Origin of the sequence: Nonomuraea sp. NPDC001831, assembly GCF_042892035.1 — a bacterium.
Lineage (GTDB): Bacteria > Actinomycetota > Actinomycetes > Streptosporangiales > Streptosporangiaceae > Nonomuraea.
In genome coordinates, this window is the sequence record NZ_JBIATU010000016.1 from 1 (window position 1) to 15048 (window position 15048).

The 15048-nt window shown below is 73.7% G+C and carries 11 protein-coding genes; 8 read left to right on the forward strand and 3 right to left on the reverse strand.

The genetic code is table 11. The features are described from left to right. Positions 1-91 precede the first annotated feature (91 nt). A complete protein-coding gene (locus tag ACFYYW_RS37790) occupies positions 92-1702 on the reverse strand; it encodes a PucR family transcriptional regulator (RefSeq protein ID WP_387656484.1) in 1611 nt (536 codons plus the stop codon). 130 nt (positions 1703-1832) lie between these two features. Between ACFYYW_RS37790 and ACFYYW_RS37795 the strand changes: the two genes are divergently transcribed. From ACFYYW_RS37795 to ACFYYW_RS37830, 8 genes are all read left to right on the forward strand, one after another. Beyond that, positions 1833-2681 (forward strand): DUF2877 domain-containing protein, encoded by an 849-nt coding sequence (locus ACFYYW_RS37795; protein ID WP_387656487.1) that lies wholly within the window; start codon positions 1833-1835, stop codon positions 2679-2681. Continuing rightward, a complete protein-coding gene (locus ACFYYW_RS37800) occupies positions 2678-4018 on the forward strand; it encodes an FdrA family protein (RefSeq protein WP_387656490.1) in 1341 nt (446 codons plus the stop codon). The genes ACFYYW_RS37795 and ACFYYW_RS37800 overlap by 4 nt, the downstream gene beginning before the upstream one ends. Positions 4019-4085: 67 nt before the next feature. Beyond that, positions 4086-5456 (forward strand): DUF1116 domain-containing protein, encoded by a 1371-nt coding sequence (locus ACFYYW_RS37805; RefSeq protein WP_387656492.1) that lies wholly within the window; start codon positions 4086-4088, stop codon positions 5454-5456. Between the two features lie 202 nt (positions 5457-5658). Then, positions 5659-7806: a protein kinase gene (locus tag ACFYYW_RS37810; RefSeq protein ID WP_387656494.1), complete on the forward strand. Its 2148-nt coding sequence runs from the start codon at positions 5659-5661 to the stop codon at positions 7804-7806. A 44-nt stretch (positions 7807-7850) separates the two neighbouring features. Continuing rightward, positions 7851-8423, forward strand: coding sequence for a TetR/AcrR family transcriptional regulator (locus tag ACFYYW_RS37815; protein WP_387656497.1), 573 nt, complete (start codon positions 7851-7853; stop codon positions 8421-8423). 71 nt (positions 8424-8494) lie between these two features. Beyond that, positions 8495-9685, forward strand: coding sequence for a Cmx/CmrA family chloramphenicol efflux MFS transporter (locus ACFYYW_RS37820; protein ID WP_387656499.1), 1191 nt, complete (start codon positions 8495-8497; stop codon positions 9683-9685). 15 nt (positions 9686-9700) lie between these two features. Then, positions 9701-10516, forward strand: a complete 816-nt coding sequence (locus ACFYYW_RS37825; protein ID WP_352322358.1) for an MOSC N-terminal beta barrel domain-containing protein — start codon at positions 9701-9703, stop codon at positions 10514-10516. A gap of 142 nt (positions 10517-10658) precedes the next feature. Beyond that, positions 10659-11867: an MFS transporter gene (locus tag ACFYYW_RS37830; protein WP_387656502.1), complete on the forward strand. Its 1209-nt coding sequence runs from the start codon at positions 10659-10661 to the stop codon at positions 11865-11867. Between the two features lie 4 nt (positions 11868-11871). Here the strand turns inward: ACFYYW_RS37830 and ACFYYW_RS37835 are convergent, their stop codons facing one another. Continuing rightward, on the reverse strand, positions 11872-13440 hold the full coding sequence (locus ACFYYW_RS37835) for a bifunctional 3'-5' exonuclease/DNA polymerase (RefSeq protein WP_387656505.1): 1569 nt from the start codon (positions 13438-13440) through the stop codon (positions 11872-11874). A gap of 21 nt (positions 13441-13461) precedes the next feature. Beyond that, entirely contained in the window at positions 13462-14949 is a 1488-nt protein-coding gene (locus tag ACFYYW_RS37840) for a metallophosphoesterase family protein (protein WP_387656507.1), read from the reverse strand. Between the last annotated feature and the right edge of the window lie 99 nt (positions 14950-15048).

Here is a 15048-nt window from a genome sequence, read left to right on the forward strand (position 1 = left end):
ACGCCGCGATCTGGCACAACTGGAACACCGGCGCCCCCGTGAAACGATCACTGACCGCCTACGACCATTGACCCAAATTCACATCAGCGATCTAGATGCCGCGCATGCGCAGCACGTGCAGGGCCAGGGTGAGGTTGAGCCGCAGGTGAGGGTCGTCGGTGAAGTTGCCGAGCAGGCGTTCCAGCTTCCCGATCCGGTAGCGCAGCGTGTTGTAGTGGAAGTGCAGCCGGCGGGCGGTCTCGGCGACGTTGAGGTTGGTCTCCAGGAGCACCTGCAACGTGCGCCGCAGGTCGGCGTTCTCGGCGTCCTCGTCCCAGGCCAGCGGGCCCAGCGTCTCGCGGACGAACGCGTGCAGCTCGCCGGTGTCGTTCACCAGCGACAGCAGCCGGTAGACGCCGAGCTGGTCGAAGTGCGCGACCGCGCCCGGCCCGTGCAGCTGCCGGCCCACCCGGGCCGCCTTCATCGCCTGGGCGTACGCCTCCGGCAGCGTCCCGACCCCCGGGCTCGGCCGCGAGGTGCCGGTGGAGAACGTCGCGGGCGGCACGTCGGCGAACGCCGAGGCGGCGTCCTTGGCCACCCTGGCGGCGTCGAGCGAGGCGTCCACGACGGCGACGACCTCGTGCGAGAACCCGGCCACCGCGCCGCGCGGGTCGTGCCGCCGCACGGCCGCCGTCCAGCAGGACACCAGCCGGTCCTGGGCGCTGCGCTCGTCGCCGTCGGGGTCGAGCTCGGCCACCAGCACGATCACCGGCCGGGCCAGGTCCCAGCCGAACGCCCTGGCCCTGGCGTCGACCCGCTCGGGCGTGCCGGCCCGGCCGGTGAGCACGTCACGCAGGAAGTCGGCCCGGTACTTGCTCTCGACCGCGTTGACCGCCTCCTGCCGGGTCACGACCAGCGCGGCGACGGTGGCGGCGCGTTCGAGGATGCCGATGTCGCTGTCCCTGATCGCGCCGGTGGCGCTGTAGGCGACGATCCGGCCGTGGTGGTGGCCGCCGGCCAGCACGGGGGCCGAGGCGAACGTCCTGCCGCGGCCCGGCGCGTCGGCGGCCCGCGCGGGCGGCGGCCCCTCGCGGGAGATCGACTCGCGCAGGGCGGCGACGTGCTCGGCCGCCCCGGCGGTGGCCAGGACCTGGCCGGAGCCGTCCACGGCGGCCACGGCCACGTCGAGGAGCTGGGCCACCTCGGCGGCGACCTCGTTCAGCCCGCCGCCGGCCAGCACCACGTGGACCAGCGCCCGGTGCGCCTCCTCGGCGCGGGCCAGCACGGCGGCCTGGCGGTTGAGTATGTCGGTGAGCACCTGGTTGAGGATGTCGTCGAAGCCGACGTCGTTGGGCAGCAGGATGAGCGGGAAGCCGAGCCGGTCGGCCTGCTCGGTCATCTCGGCGGGCAGCTCGTCCACGTACCGGCCGAGTTTGATGGCCAGGGCGGCCAGGCCGCGCTCGTCCAGGTCGGCGACCAGGCGGCCGAGCGACTGCGGCGTGTTGCGCAGCGGGTAGCCCGTGGTCAGCAGCAGCTCGTGCGGCTTGACCCAGGCCAGGATGTCGGGCACCTCCATGACGTTGAGCCGCTGCACGATGCGCCCGAGCCCGCTCTCCCCCGCGATCAGCCTGGCCTCGGCCAGGGTCGAGACGCCGAGCACCTCTCCGACCGAGACGCCATGGATGATCGTTCCGGTGCTGGCCAGACGCACAGGGGGCTCCATGTGGTGATTGTGACTCCCCAGACGGTCTGTCAGGAAGAGCCAACCTTCCCGCTGACTGTTGGCAAATTTCTCCGTACGGAGGGTTCTCCGGCCGTTCTACGGTCAGGACCAGGGTCCGATGGGAGGTTCGGTGACCGTCAGTACTCATGCACGGCGTGCCCGGGTCCGCGTGACGGGCGCGGCGAGCACCGCCGTGCGTCCCGTGCTGGAGGCCCCGCGCAGCCCGGCCCGGGTGCTCGCGGCGTTCTCCGCGGGGATATACCTGGAGGTCAGGACCGACTGCGAGCCTTCGGTGATCGCCCTGATCACCGGCGAGGCGGCCCGGCTGCCCAACTCGGTGTTGCTGGCCACGCCACTGCCGAAGGTCACCGTGGGTGACGACGCCTCCGTCGGCGACCGCGGCATCGAGCTGGGCTCGCTGAGCCTCGGCGTGCGCCGCTGGTGGGACCCGGCTCCGGCGCTCGGCCCGGTCGATCCGCTGAGCCTGGCCGACGTCGTCCTGGACGGCCCCGGACGGCCCGGACTGGCCGGGAACGACGCGGTCGAGCTGCTGGCGCGCAGTTGCGCGCAGGCCCGGCTGCTGGGCGCGGTGACGGCGGCGGAACGGCTCGTGGGCCTCGGTCCCGGGCTCACGCCGAGCGGCGACGACGTGCTGGCCGGGCTGCTGGTGACGCTGAGGCACCTCGGCACGGCGACCGGCACGCGGCGGGCGGTCTGGCTGGCCGACTGGCTGGCGGCGACCGTCACCTACGACGCGCGCACCCGTACGACGCCGATCTCGGCGACGTTGCTGCACTGCGCGGCCAGGGGCGAGGCCAGCCCGGAGGTGACCGGCGTGCTGCGCGGCATCGCGGGCAGGCAGGCGCTCGAACCGGCGCTGCGGCGCCTGCACCGGCTCGGCCACACCTCGGGCGCCGACCTCGCCCAGGGCATCTCGATCGGGCTGGCCTCGGTCCGGGCGTTGAGCAGGCGCCCGTGAGCGACGACCTGATCCAGCTGAGAAAAGGGACGTACCACGACTCCGTCACCTTGATGCGAATAAGTCGTGCGCTGACCGAAATGCCGGGCGTGGAGGTGGCGATGGTGGCCATGGCCACCGAGCTCAACCTCGCCATCGTCCGCGACCTCGGCTTCGAGCCCCCGCCCGCGGGCCCCGGCGACCTGCTCATCGCCCTGCGCGGCGCCGACCCCGCGCGGGCCGTCGAGGAGCTGGACGCCCGCCTGACCGCGCGGGCCGCCACCACCGCGGCCACGGTGTCCGGGGAGCAGCCGCCGCGCACCACCCGCTCGGCCGCCAGGACGCCGGCCGACCTGGTCCTGGTGTCCGTGCCCGGCGAGCACGCCTTCTGCGAGGCCCACGACGCCGTCACGGCCGGGCTGCCGGTGATGATCTTCAGCGACGGCGTGCCCCTGGCCCAGGAGCGGTGGCTCAAGGAGCTGGCCGAGGAGCGCGGCGTCCTGGTCATGGGGCCCGACTGCGGCACCGCCTCGATCGCGGGCGTCGGGCTCGGCTTCGCCAACGTGCTGCGGCCGGGGCCGGTCGGCCTGGTCGCCGCCTCCGGCACCGGCGCCCAGCAGGTGTCGTGCCTGCTCGACTGGGCGGAGGCCGGGGTCAGCCACATCCTCGGCGTGGGCGGCAGGGACCTGTCGGCCGAGGTCGGCGGGCTGGCCACGAGGCGCGCCCTGCGAATGCTCGACGACGATCCGGCCACCGAGCTGATCGTGCTGGTCGGCAAGCCGCCCGGCCCGGGCGTGGCGGAGGCCGTCCGGGAGGTGGCCGCCGGGTTGCGCACGCCGGTGGTGGAGGCGCTGCTGCCGGAGACCGACCTCACCGAGGCGGCCGGGCGGGCGCTGGGGGCGCTGGGCCGCGGCGTGCCCGGGTGGCCGTCGTGGCCGGGCGCGCTGCGCGGGGAGCCGCGGAGCGTCAGGGGCCTGTACGCGGGCGGCACGCTGTGCGCGGAGGCCGCCGTCCTGGCCGGGCCTGGCGAGTTCACCGACTTCGGGGACGACGCCTACACCAGGGGCAGGGCGCATCCGATGATCGATCCGACGCTGCGCCTGGAGGCCCTGTCGCGGGCCGGGGCGGACGAGGTGGTGCTCATGGACGTCGTGCTCGGCCACGCCGCCGACCCCGACCCGGCGGCCTCGCTCGCGCCGGCCGTCGCCCGTACGCCGGCCACCGTCGTGCTGGCGCTGGTCGGCAGCGCGGGCGACCCCCAGGACCTGCACCGGCAGGCCGCCGCGCTGCGCGAGGCCGGGGCGGCCGTGCACGTCTCCAACGCCGAGGCCGCCCGCCACGCCCGGAGCCTCCTGTGACCCCGCCCGCCGTGCCCTCGTTCGCCGTGCCCTCGTTCGCCGTTCGCCGCCTTGCCGGGAGGGTGTCGTGAGCCTGTTGTCGGGGCCGCCGCGGGTGATCACCGTCGGCGCGGGGCTGCTCGACGAGGCGCTGGCGGCCCAGGCCGTGCCGACGACGCCGGTGGCCTGGCGGCCGCCGCTGCCCGGCACCGCCGACGCCCTGGCCAGGGTGCTGGCCGACCCGCGCAGGACGGCCGCCAATGAGCTGGCCGTGCGCAGGCTGACCGGCGCGCGGCCGTACCTGGTGGGCCTGCGGCGGGCCGCCGAGGTGCTGCCCGCGGGGACGTTCCTGCACGCCGGGCCGCCGATCGAGTGGGAGCGCGCCTCGGGCCCGATGCGCGGCGCGCTGATCGGCGCGATGTTGCTGGAGGGCCTGGCGGGCGACGAGCGCGAGGCCGCGGCCGGGCTGGCGGCGGGCGCGGTCGCGCTGCGGCCCTGCCACGAGCACGCCATGGTCGGCCCGATGGCGGGCGTGGTGAGCCCGTCCATGTGGCTGCTGGAGGTACGCGACGAGGAGCACGGCGGCACCGCCTACTGCTCGCTCAACGAGGGCCTGGGCAAGGTGCTCAGGTACGGCGCGTACGGCCCCGAGGTGCTCGACCGGCTGCGCTGGATGGACGAGGTGCTCGGCCCGGTCCTCGCCGCGACGCTGGCCCGTACCGGCCCGATCGACCTGCGCTCGCTGATCGCGCAGGCCCTGCAGATGGGCGACGAGCTGCACAACCGCAACCGCGCGGCCACCTCGCTGCTGCTGCGCGAGCTGGCCCCGGCCCTGGTGGAGGCCGCGCCCGCGCAGGCGGCGCAGGTGTTGCGCTTCGTCAACGGCAACGACCACTTCTTCCTCAACGCGGGCATGGCCGCGGGCAAGGTGAGCACGGACGCCGCCCGCGACATCCCCGGCTCCTCGCTGGTCGTGGCCATGGCCAGGAACGGCACCGACTTCGGCGTGCAGGTCTCCGGGCTCGGCGGACGCTGGTTCACCGGCCCGGCCGGGGTGCCGGACGGCCTCTACCTCGGCGCGTACGGCCCCCAGGACGCCAACCCCGACATCGGCGACTCCACGATCACCGAGACCTCCGGGCTGGGCGGCTTCGCGATGGCCGCCGCGCCCGCGATCGTGCGTTTCGTCGGCGGCGAGGTGGCCGACGCGGTGCGGGCGACCCGCTCGATGTACGAGATCACGCTCGCCGAGCATCCCGCGTACCAGATTCCCGGGCTCGGATTCCGCGGCACGCCCGTCGGCATCGACGTGACGCTCGTCGCCAGGACGGGCATTCTGCCGGTCGTCAACACCGGCATCGCGGGGCGCGTGGCGGGCACCGGCCAGGTCGGCGCGGGCCTGGTGGAGCCGCCCGCACAGGCGTTCACCAGCGCCTTGATCGCACTCGCCGCTGAGTAAGTGATCAGTTTGAAAGGCCGTATATCTGCAGGTCAGAGCGGCTGTAAAGGCCCTTCGCCTTCCATTACCGATTTTCCGCCGATATCGTGGCGAACCTCATAATCTGCAAGTAGCGCATGGCGCACGGTGGCGCGTACGGCGATCCACCGCACGAAGTGGTCACGCTCTGATGTGACGGATGAGGCTGAATGGGGGCGGCAAGATGGCAGCCGACCGCTTGCTCGGCGGGCCCGGCCCGGACCAGGGTGCGCCGGGGGGTGACCCGCAGGGCCAGGGGCGTCTGGTCGGCAGGCGTTACCGGTTGATGTCGCCGGTCGGCCGGGGCGGCATGGGCATGGTGTGGCACGCCCACGACGTGCTGCTCGACCGGGACGTCGCGGTCAAGGAGCTGATCCTGCCGTACGGGCTGGATCAGGCGGGCAAGCAGATGGCCCACCGGCGCATGTTGCGCGAGGCCAGGTCGGCGGCCCGGCTGACGCATCCGGGCATCGTCACCGTCCACGACGTCGTCGAGGAGGACGGCCGGCCGTGGATCGTGATGGAGCTGGTGCGCGCCTGGTCGCTGGAGCAGGCCGTGCGGCAGAGCGGCCCGCTGCCGGTGATCCAGGCCGCCGAGATCGGCATCCGCGTGCTCGACGCGCTCCGGCACGCGCACGCGGCCGGCATCCTGCACCGCGACATCAAGCCGGGCAACGTGCTGCTGACCTCCGACCGCGTGGTGCTGACCGACTTCGGCATCGCCGCCATCGAGGGCGACGTGACGATCACGCAGACCGGGCTGCTCATGGGCTCCCCCGCGTACGTGCCGCCGGAGCGGCTGTCCGGGCAGCCGATCGGGCAGCCGGCCGACCTGTGGTCCTTCGGCGCGACCCTGTACGCGGCCGTGGAGGGGCGGCCGCCGTACGAAGGGCCGGACGCGATCGCGGTGCTGGGCGCGGTGCTCACCCAGGAGCCGATCAGGCCGCAGCGGGCCGGCTCGCTGCTGCCGGTGATCGAGGGCCTGCTGCGCAAGAACCCGGCCGAGCGGCTCACCGCCGAGCAGGTCGCCGACCTGCTGGAGGCGGTGCTGCGCGCCCACGGCTCGGCCCGTCCGCGCCCGCCCGAGACGCTGCCGGCCGAGTCGGGCCAGACCCCGCTCGGGATGTTGCCGCCGCTGGAGCACCCGTCCGGGCCGATGCCCTCGCGCATCGTGGAGACCCCTTCCGGGCCGGTGCGGGTGCCGTACGACCCGCTGGCCGGCCCGGCGGGCGGGTACGCGATGCCGCCCGACGACAGCCTGTCGAGCCCGTCGGGCAGCCATCGCACCGACCGGCTCCCCTCCCCGGCCGGCGGCTTCGACGCCTTCGGCGGCCCGTCCGGCCCGCACCGGATGGAACGGCCCGCCGCGGACCTCGACGACCTCGACGACCTCGGCGCGCCCGTCGCGCCCGCGCCGCAGCCGATCCTGCCGCTGACCACGGACAGCAGGGCGGCCGCCGTCCCGGCGCCGTGGCCGCTGGCCTCGGCCGACGAACTGCGCGAGCACTCGCGCGACCTGTCGCACGACTTCAGCCACAGCCGCCTGGCGACCCTGCCCGGCTCCGGCGCCGGGTCGCGCACCGGCCCGTCGGCCACCGGCTCCACCCGGACCGGCGCCGCGCGCACCGGCTCCACCCGCACCGGGCCCGCGCGCGGCGGCCCCTCGCGCGGCGGTCCTTCGCGGGCGGGCACGAGCCGCCGCAGGGTCCAGGAGGGCGACGGCCCCTGGATGCGCGGCGGGCGGCCCACGCCGTTGCTGATCGCCGGCGCGGTCGCGGGCGTGGCCGTGGTGATCGGCGCGATCGTGGTCATCCTGTCCGGCGGCGCGCCGCAGGTCTCCCCCGGCACGCAGACGGCCGCCGCCACCAGCCAGGCGCCGCGGAAGACCGGTCCGTCGCCGGTGCCCGACGGCTACAAGGAGCACACCGCGCCGGGCTTCGCCGCGGCGGTCCCGGACGGCTGGAAGCCGGCCACCTCGGGGGACGCGGCCACCTTCACCGGCCCCAAGGACTCCGGCTCGCGGATCGTCGTCGAGCAGGCCGCCCCACAGGCCGACGGGCTCGCCGAGCTGAGCCGGCGCGAGGCCGACGGCGGTGTGGAGGGCTACATCCAGGTGCAGCTCCAGGCCACCGACTACCGCGGCTGGAAGGCCGCCGACTGGGAGTACACCTACACCTCCAAGGACGGCGTCCCGATGCACGCCCTGACCCGGTACGTCACGCTCGACGACAAGACCGCCTTCACGATCTCGTTCGACATGCCCGAGCTGAAGTGGGACGACCAGGCCGAGGTCCGCAAGACGTTCCTGGACACGTTCCGCCAGACCACCTGACCCATATTGCACTGATCATTCCAAAACGTGCTAGCGTGCTCGTCATGGCACGACCACGGACGTTCGAGGAGGACCGCGCCGTCGAGGCCGCCATGCGCGCGTTCTGGGACGCGGGCTACGAAGGCACCTCGACCCAGGACCTGTGCGAGGCCACCGGCCTCGGCCGCAGCAGCATCTACAACACCTTCGCGAACAAGCGCGACCTCTACGAGCGGGCGCTGCGCCGCTACCAGGAGGAGCGCACGTCCGCGCTGATCGAGCTGATGGCCTGCGATCTGCCCGCCGTGGAGAAGATCAGGACCGTGCTCTGGCAGGCGGTCGACCCCGAGGCCGGCGACCCGGCTGGCTGCCTGGTGGTCAACGCCCTGGTGGAGCTGGCTCCGCACGATCCGGAGATCGCCGCACTGCTGCGCCGCGACGGCGAGCGGCGGGTGGAGGCGCTGCGCGGCGCGATCGAGCGCGGCCAGGCCCTCGGTGAGATCGACGCCGGCAAGGACGCCCTGGCGCTCGCGCACTTCGTCGTGGCCACGGTCAGCGGCCTGCGCGTCGCGGCCCGGGGCGGGGCCGGGCGGGCGGTGCTCGAATCCATCGCGACGACGGCGCTGACCGCTTTCTGAGCTTTCCTGCGCCTCGGCGCTCTTTCGCGCCGGAATTTTGTACTGACCGTTCTAAAATTGGAGGAGTTCTCATGCCGTTGGCGGTGTTCATCCTGGGGCTGGCGATCTTCGCCCAGGGCACCTCGGAGCTCATGCTGGCCGGACTGCTGCCGGAGATGGCCGCCGACCTCGGCGTGTCCGTCCCCGACGCGGGGCTGCTGATCTCGGCGTTCGCGATCGGGATGCTGGTGGGGGCGCCGGTGCTGGCCGTCGTGACCATGCGCTGGCCGCGCCGGACGGCGCTGCTGACGTTCATGGCGGTCTTCGCGCTGACCCACGTGGCCGGGGCCCTGACCAGCAGCTACGGCCTGCTGTTCGCCACCCGCGTGGCGGGCGCGTTCGTCTACGCCGGCTTCTGGGCGGTCGCGGCGTCCACGGCGGTCGGCCTGGTGCCGCCGAACGCCAGGGGGAAGGCGATGAGCATCGTGGCGGGCGGCCTGACCGTGGCCACCGTCGTCGGGCTGTCCCTGGGCACGGTCATCGGCCAGCACCTCGGCTGGCGCGCCGCGTTCTGGGCCGTGGCCGCGCTGTCGGCGCTGGCGGCCCTGGGCGTTCTGGCCACGATCCCCGGCGGCCGTCCCGAGCGGGAGGCCGCGCCGAGCGTCGCCGCGCAGCTGCGCTCGATGCTGAGCCCGCGGCTGTGGCTCGCCTTCGCCACCACCGCCCTGGCGACCGGCGGGCTGCTGGTCTCCTTCAGCTACCTGAGCGCGATGCTCGTGGACACGACCGGCCTGCGGGCCGCCTGGGTGCCCGCCGTCCTGGCCCTGTACGGCGTCGGCGCGGTGATCGGCATCACGATCGGCGGGCGCACCGCCGACACGCGTCCCTTCCCCACCCTGTACGCGGGCATCGCCGGGCTGGTCGTGACCTCGGTCCTGCTGGCCCTGGCCGCGCCGGTCGCGGTGCTGGTCGTGCCGCTGGTCCTGCTGCTCGGCGGGTTCGGCTTCGCCACCAACCCGACGTTGAACACCCGCGTCTTCACCCTGGCCAAGGACGCCCCGACGATGGCCGCCGCGATGAACGTCTGCGCCTTCAACGTCGGCATCACCGTCGGCCCGTGGCTCGGCGGGCTGGCCATCGGGGCGGGCGCCGGATACCCGTCCGTCGGCTGGATCGGCGCGGTGCTCGGCGCGGCGGCCCTGGGCGTGGTGGCCCTGTCGGCCCGGCCGGGCCGGGAGCCGGTCGCCGCGGCCCACCGGGCCGAAGCCGTCCCGAGGCCGTGAGGTACGGTCCTGGCCATGGAACTGGCGAGCATCCACTTCTATCCCGTCAAGTCCACCGCCGGGCACGACGTCCATGAGGCCGAGGTGCAGCCGTGGGGGCTGGCCGGCGACCGGCGTTACCTGGTGACCGACGGCCAGGGCGGCATGCTGACCGCCCGCGAGCACCCCAGGCTGCTGGCCTGCGTGGCGCAGCTCGACGGCGACACCCTCACCCTGACCGGCCCGCACGCGCCCCCGCTGCGGGTCACCCCCACGTCCGCCATGACCACCGTGGACGTCTGGCGCACGCCCGTCGAGCTCACCGACTGCGGCGACGACGCGGCGCGCTGGTTGTCGGAGCTGATCGGCCGCCCGGCGCGGCTGGCCTGGCTCGACGACCCGGCCCGCCGTCCCGTCAACCCCGAGTACGGCCTGCCCGGCGACCGGGTGAGCCTGGCCGACGGCTACCCCCTGCTGCTGACCACGACCGCCTCCCTCGGCCGGCTCAACGACTGGATCGCCGAGACGGCGGCCGAACGCGGCGAGGAGGTCCCCGCCCCGCTGCCCATGCACCGCTTCCGGCCCAGCGTGGTGATCGACGGGGCGGAGCGGCCGTTCGCCGAGGACGAGTGGCGGCGGCTGCGCATCGGCGCGGTCGCCTTCCGGGTGACCAAGGGCTGCGACCGCTGCGTGCTGACCACGATCGACACCGCGACGTACACCAAGGGCAAGGAGCCCATCAGGACGTTGTCCCGCCACCGCAAGTGGGACGGCAAGGTCTGGTTCGGCATCAACCTGATCCCGGACGCCCCCGGAAGGATCACCGTGGGGGATTCCGTCACCATCCTCTGAAAAAGGCACCTTTCCCAAGAGAAATGGATGCCTGTCCTCTTTGGGGGGATGTCGGGGGCTATGCGAGACTTCACAGGTGACCAGCGCCCCCACGAAACCCCCCGTCTCCCGGCCTGACCTCGTCAGGGTCCAGCGTCGAACCTTGGCCGTCCTGTCCGCCGCGCAGATCGTGGGCGGCGTGGGGGTGGCCGTCGGCCTGGCGCTCAGCTCGGTGGTCGTGGACGAGCTGTCCGGCTCGACCGTGATCAGCGGGTTCGCCGGAACCGCGACCGTGCTCGGGGCCGCGCTGCTCGCGCTGCCGACCGCGCGGCTGTCGACCCTGGGGGGCCGCCGGGCCGGCCTGTCCCTGACCTACCTGGCGGCGCTGGCCGGCTGCGCGATCTCGGTGGCCGCGATCAGCCTGGGCAACTGGCCGCTGCTGCTGGCCGGGCTCGTGCTGGTCGGCGGCGGCAGCGCGGGCAGCCTGGCGGCCCGCTACTCGGCCACCGACCTTTCGCCGCAGGGCCACTCGGCCCGGCACCTGTCGCTGGTGGTGTGGGCCTCGACCGTCGGCTCGGTCGCCGGGCCCAACCTGGCCGAGCCCGCCGACCGGATGGGCATCGAGGCGGGGCTGGCGGCCAAGGCGGGGCCGTTCGCGTTCGCGGCGCTGGCGTTCGCCGTGGCGCTGGTGATCATCATCGGCGGCCTGCGTCCGGACCCGCTCAAGCTGGCCCGCGAGCTGGACGGCGCCCCCGAGCCCGCCCCCGGCCGCCACCGCACGATCAGGACGGGCCTGCGCACGCTGCGCGAGACCCCCATGGCCCGCCGCGCGCTCGTCATGATCGCGGTGGCCCACACCGCGATGGTCTCGATCATGTCGATGACCCCCGTCAAGCTCCACCACGACGGCTCGAACCTGAACGTCATCGGCCTGGTGATCAGCCTGCACATCGCCGGCATGTACATGTTCTCGCCAGTCGTGGGCTGGCTGGCCGACCGGGCGGGCAAGGTGCCGGTGCTGCTGCTCGGCTCGGCGCTGCTGCTGGCCGCGGCCGTCCTGGCGGGCACGGCGGGGCACCGGGTGTGGCAGGTGACGACGGCCCTGGTCGTGCTCGGGCTCGGCTGGTCGTGCGGGCTGGTCGCCGGGTCCGCGCTGGTGACCGAGTCGCTGCCGATCGACCGCAGGCCCGCCGTGCAGGGCCTGTCCGACCTGCTGATGAACGTCTGCGGCGCCACCGGGACGATCATCGCGGGCGCCATCGTGGGCATCCTGTCCTACGGCGTGCTCGGCCTGGTCGTCGGCGTCATGGTCACCGTGGCCGGGCTCTGGCTGGCCGCGGCCCGGTACCGCGACCGCGCCGTGGCGGCCTGAACGGTCACTTGGCGTCGGCGTAGCACCCCACGGCGACCGTCTCCATCGGGAAGCGCACCGGGGTCGAGCCGAACAGCAGCCTGCTGGCCTCGGCGGCCGCCGCCGTCACCGCCGCGGTGACCTCCTCGGCCTGCTCCAGCGGGCAGTGCACCATGACCTCGTCGTGCTGGAAGAACACCAGCCTGGCGGGCTCGGGCAGCAGCCCGCGCAGCACCGCCAGCAACGCCAGGGCCCATTCGGCCGCCGTGCCCTGCACCACGAAGTTCCTGGTGAACCTGCCCCGGTCACGGGCCGCCCGGCTGCCCTCCGGGCCGGACACCAGCTCCTTCCACCGCCCGGACGGCGGCGGGCTGGTCCGCCCGAGCCACGACCGCACCAGCCGCCCCTCCTCCCCGGCCTTGGCCGCGTCCTCCACGAACTGGTACGCCTTGGGGAAGCGCTGGCGCATGACGGCCAGCAGCTTGGAGGCGTCGCCGCTGGTGCCGCCGTACATGGCGGACAGCATGGCGATCTTGGCGTTCCCGCGCTCGCCGCCGAACGACTGGGCCAGCGCCGAGTACAGGTCGATCTCCCCCGCCGCCCTGGCCAGCCCGCCGTCGCCGGCCATCGCGGCCAGCACCCTCGGCTCCAGCTGGGCCGCGTCGGCGACGACCAGCGTCCATCCCGCGTCGGCCACCACGACCCGGCGCATCACCTTGGGGATCTGCAGCGCGCCGCCGCCGCTGGTCGCCCACCGGCCGGACACCACGCCGCCGACGACGTACTCGGGGCGGAAGCGCCCGCCGCGCACCCATTGATCGGCCCACGCCCAGCCGTGGAAGCTGTAGAGCCGGGCCAGCTCCTTGTAGGCCAGCAGCGGCGGGACGGCGGGATGGTCGATCTTCTTCAGCTCCCACGACCGGGTCGTCCGCAGCGCCACCCCGGCCCCCTTGAACGCCTTGACCAGCTGCTGCACCGAGTCGGGGTTGACCGGCCGCCCGAAGGCCGCCGCCACCTCGTCGGCCAGCGCCTGCAGCTTGGCCGGGCGCATGCCGTGCACGGGCCGCGGGCCGAGCAGGTCCGTGAGCAGCGCGTCGTGCACGTCCAGGCGCCAGGGCATGCCCTCGTGCGACATCTCGGCCGCGACCAGGGCGCCCGCGGACTCGGCGGCGACCAGCAGCCGGAAGCGGCCGGGCTCGGGCAGTTCCTCGATCCGGCGGAGCTGGTCGGCCAGCACCTCGGCCACCGCCTCGGCGGACAGCGGCTCCGGCGCGAACAGCGTGCCGGGCATGCTCGGCTGGTCGTCGGGCACCGGCAGGCCGTGCAGCCGGGCGTGAGCGGCCCGCGCCGAGCGCGGCTCGCCGTAGCGGCCCTCGTGGGCGAGCAGCAGCCCCTCGGTGAGCGCGAGGTCGTGGCAGCGCGCGACCCGCACGCCGCGCTCCAGCAGCGGCGGGTACGTCTCCCGCGTGTCGGCCCAGACCCACCGCGGCCCGCTCCCGGACTCCAGCTCCCGCACCGCGGACGCCGGGTCGGCCGCGCGCCGGGCCGTTCCTCCGACGGGAAGCACCGTCTCCCCCGCTACCACGACATACACGCACATAAGGGTGCCAAACAGCTACGACAAATCGATGTGCACCTCGTCCTCCAGCGGCGGCCGGAGCTCCTGCTCCAGGCAGCCGGTGGCGGCGAAACAGCGCAGGGTCAGCCGGTCGGGCGTGACCGACACGTGCAGGAACTGCTTGAAGAACGGCGGCTGGTCCCAGTCGGACAGCTCCGACAGGAAGCGGTGGAACACCTTGTCCACCGGGAGCCTGAACGGCCACGGCCAGGCCCCGAGCAGCCGCGCCGCCCAGCGCATCCGCCGGGTGACCGTGACCGGCCCCCCGACCGGCCGGGCCGGGCGGTTGCCGATCTGGCTGGACATGATGCACACCGCCTCGTCGGGGGTGAGGCAGAGCCACTTCATCCGCAGGCGGCGGGCGTAGAGCTGGCTGTAGAAGGACAGCGAGTCGCCGCGCAGCGGGTAGCACTTGAAGTCGTCCTCGGCCACGCCGGCGACGTCCACCCTGCCGATGATGTGGGTGGCGTGCATGAAGGCGCCGCCGCCGCCGGTCACGATGTACTGGATCACCCGGTCGCCCACCTTGACCGGATAGCGCTGGTAGTTGTGCACGTCTCCGCCGATGGCCGCGACGTACCGGTGGGCCGGGTCGCGCACGATGTCATCGATCGTGCCGCCTTCCTCCAGCGGTGACGGCTTGTGCACGTTGCCGGTGTAGATCGGCTTCCCGGTCACCAGGATCTTCGGCCGCGGGTCGAGCGAGACGCGGCGCAACCAGGCCGTCTGGGCCTTGTCGATCACGTTCTTGATGCCGGTGTCCACGCCCACGATCAGCAGGCTGTCGCTCTCGATCGCCCAGTACGGCGCCGGCTGCGCGGCCTGCTGGGCCGGCCGGCCGCGCAGCTTGCGCGCCTCGGCCAGCCTGCCCTCGTCGATCGTCTCCGGCTTGCGCCACAGCAGGCCGCGCAGCCCGCGGTCCGGCGTCGGCTTGAGCGGCGGGGCGTCGCAGAAGACCCGCATGAAGCCGCCGAGCCCGTCGTACCAGTCGTGGTTGCCGGGGATCGCGTAGATGGGCGCGTCGTAGTCCTTGTACGGGCGGAAGAACTTGTCCCCGTACTCGTTGCCCGACCCCGTCGGGTAGATGACGTCGCTGGCGATGACGGCGAACGAGGTGTCCTGCCCGAGCCTCAGCATCCCGGGGACGACGGCGTACTGGGAGGCGTCGCCCTCGCCGGTGTCGCCCAGAATCAGGAAATTGAAATTTCCCCCGACGCCGGGCTTGATGCGAAATTCCGGATCTATCCCGCGGGCTTCCTGTGCCGCGATCCACCGTTTCCGCACCTCCCCCGAAGGGTCGCCGAACAAGCTCGCCAGGATCTCGTTCCTGGACAACCAGAGCGTGCGTAAATTCAGCCAGGTGAATCCACCCTTGTCCGGTCTGAGCTGGGCGAACGTCCCCGGTTCCGCGCAGGACCAGCCGGCCCCGGCCTTCGACACCCGTGACGAATGCTGCTTCCCGCGCTCGGCCGCGACTTCCACCATGACCACATCTTTACCGGCATCCACCATTCGCGCACACTCCACGCTCCGTACTCCCGGGAACACAGATGGTGCGGCATGGTGTAACCTCACGTCCCCAAG

What these genes read in the sequence shown, in the direction of transcription:
- ACFYYW_RS37840 (WP_387656507.1), bottom strand. Translation starts at nt 14,949, where the DNA reads ATGGTGGAAGTCGCGGCCGAGCGCGGGAAGCAGCATTCGTCACGGGTG.
- ACFYYW_RS37820 (WP_387656499.1), top strand. Translation starts at nt 8,495, where the DNA reads ATGCCGTTGGCGGTGTTCATCCTGGGGCTGGCGATCTTCGCCCAGGGC.
- ACFYYW_RS37815 (WP_387656497.1), top strand. Translation starts at nt 7,851, where the DNA reads ATGGCACGACCACGGACGTTCGAGGAGGACCGCGCCGTCGAGGCCGCC.
- ACFYYW_RS37825 (WP_352322358.1), top strand. Translation starts at nt 9,701, where the DNA reads ATGGAACTGGCGAGCATCCACTTCTATCCCGTCAAGTCCACCGCCGGG.
- ACFYYW_RS37810 (WP_387656494.1), top strand. Translation starts at nt 5,659, where the DNA reads ATGGCAGCCGACCGCTTGCTCGGCGGGCCCGGCCCGGACCAGGGTGCG.
- ACFYYW_RS37790 (WP_387656484.1), bottom strand. Translation starts at nt 1,702, where the DNA reads ATGGAGCCCCCTGTGCGTCTGGCCAGCACCGGAACGATCATCCATGGC.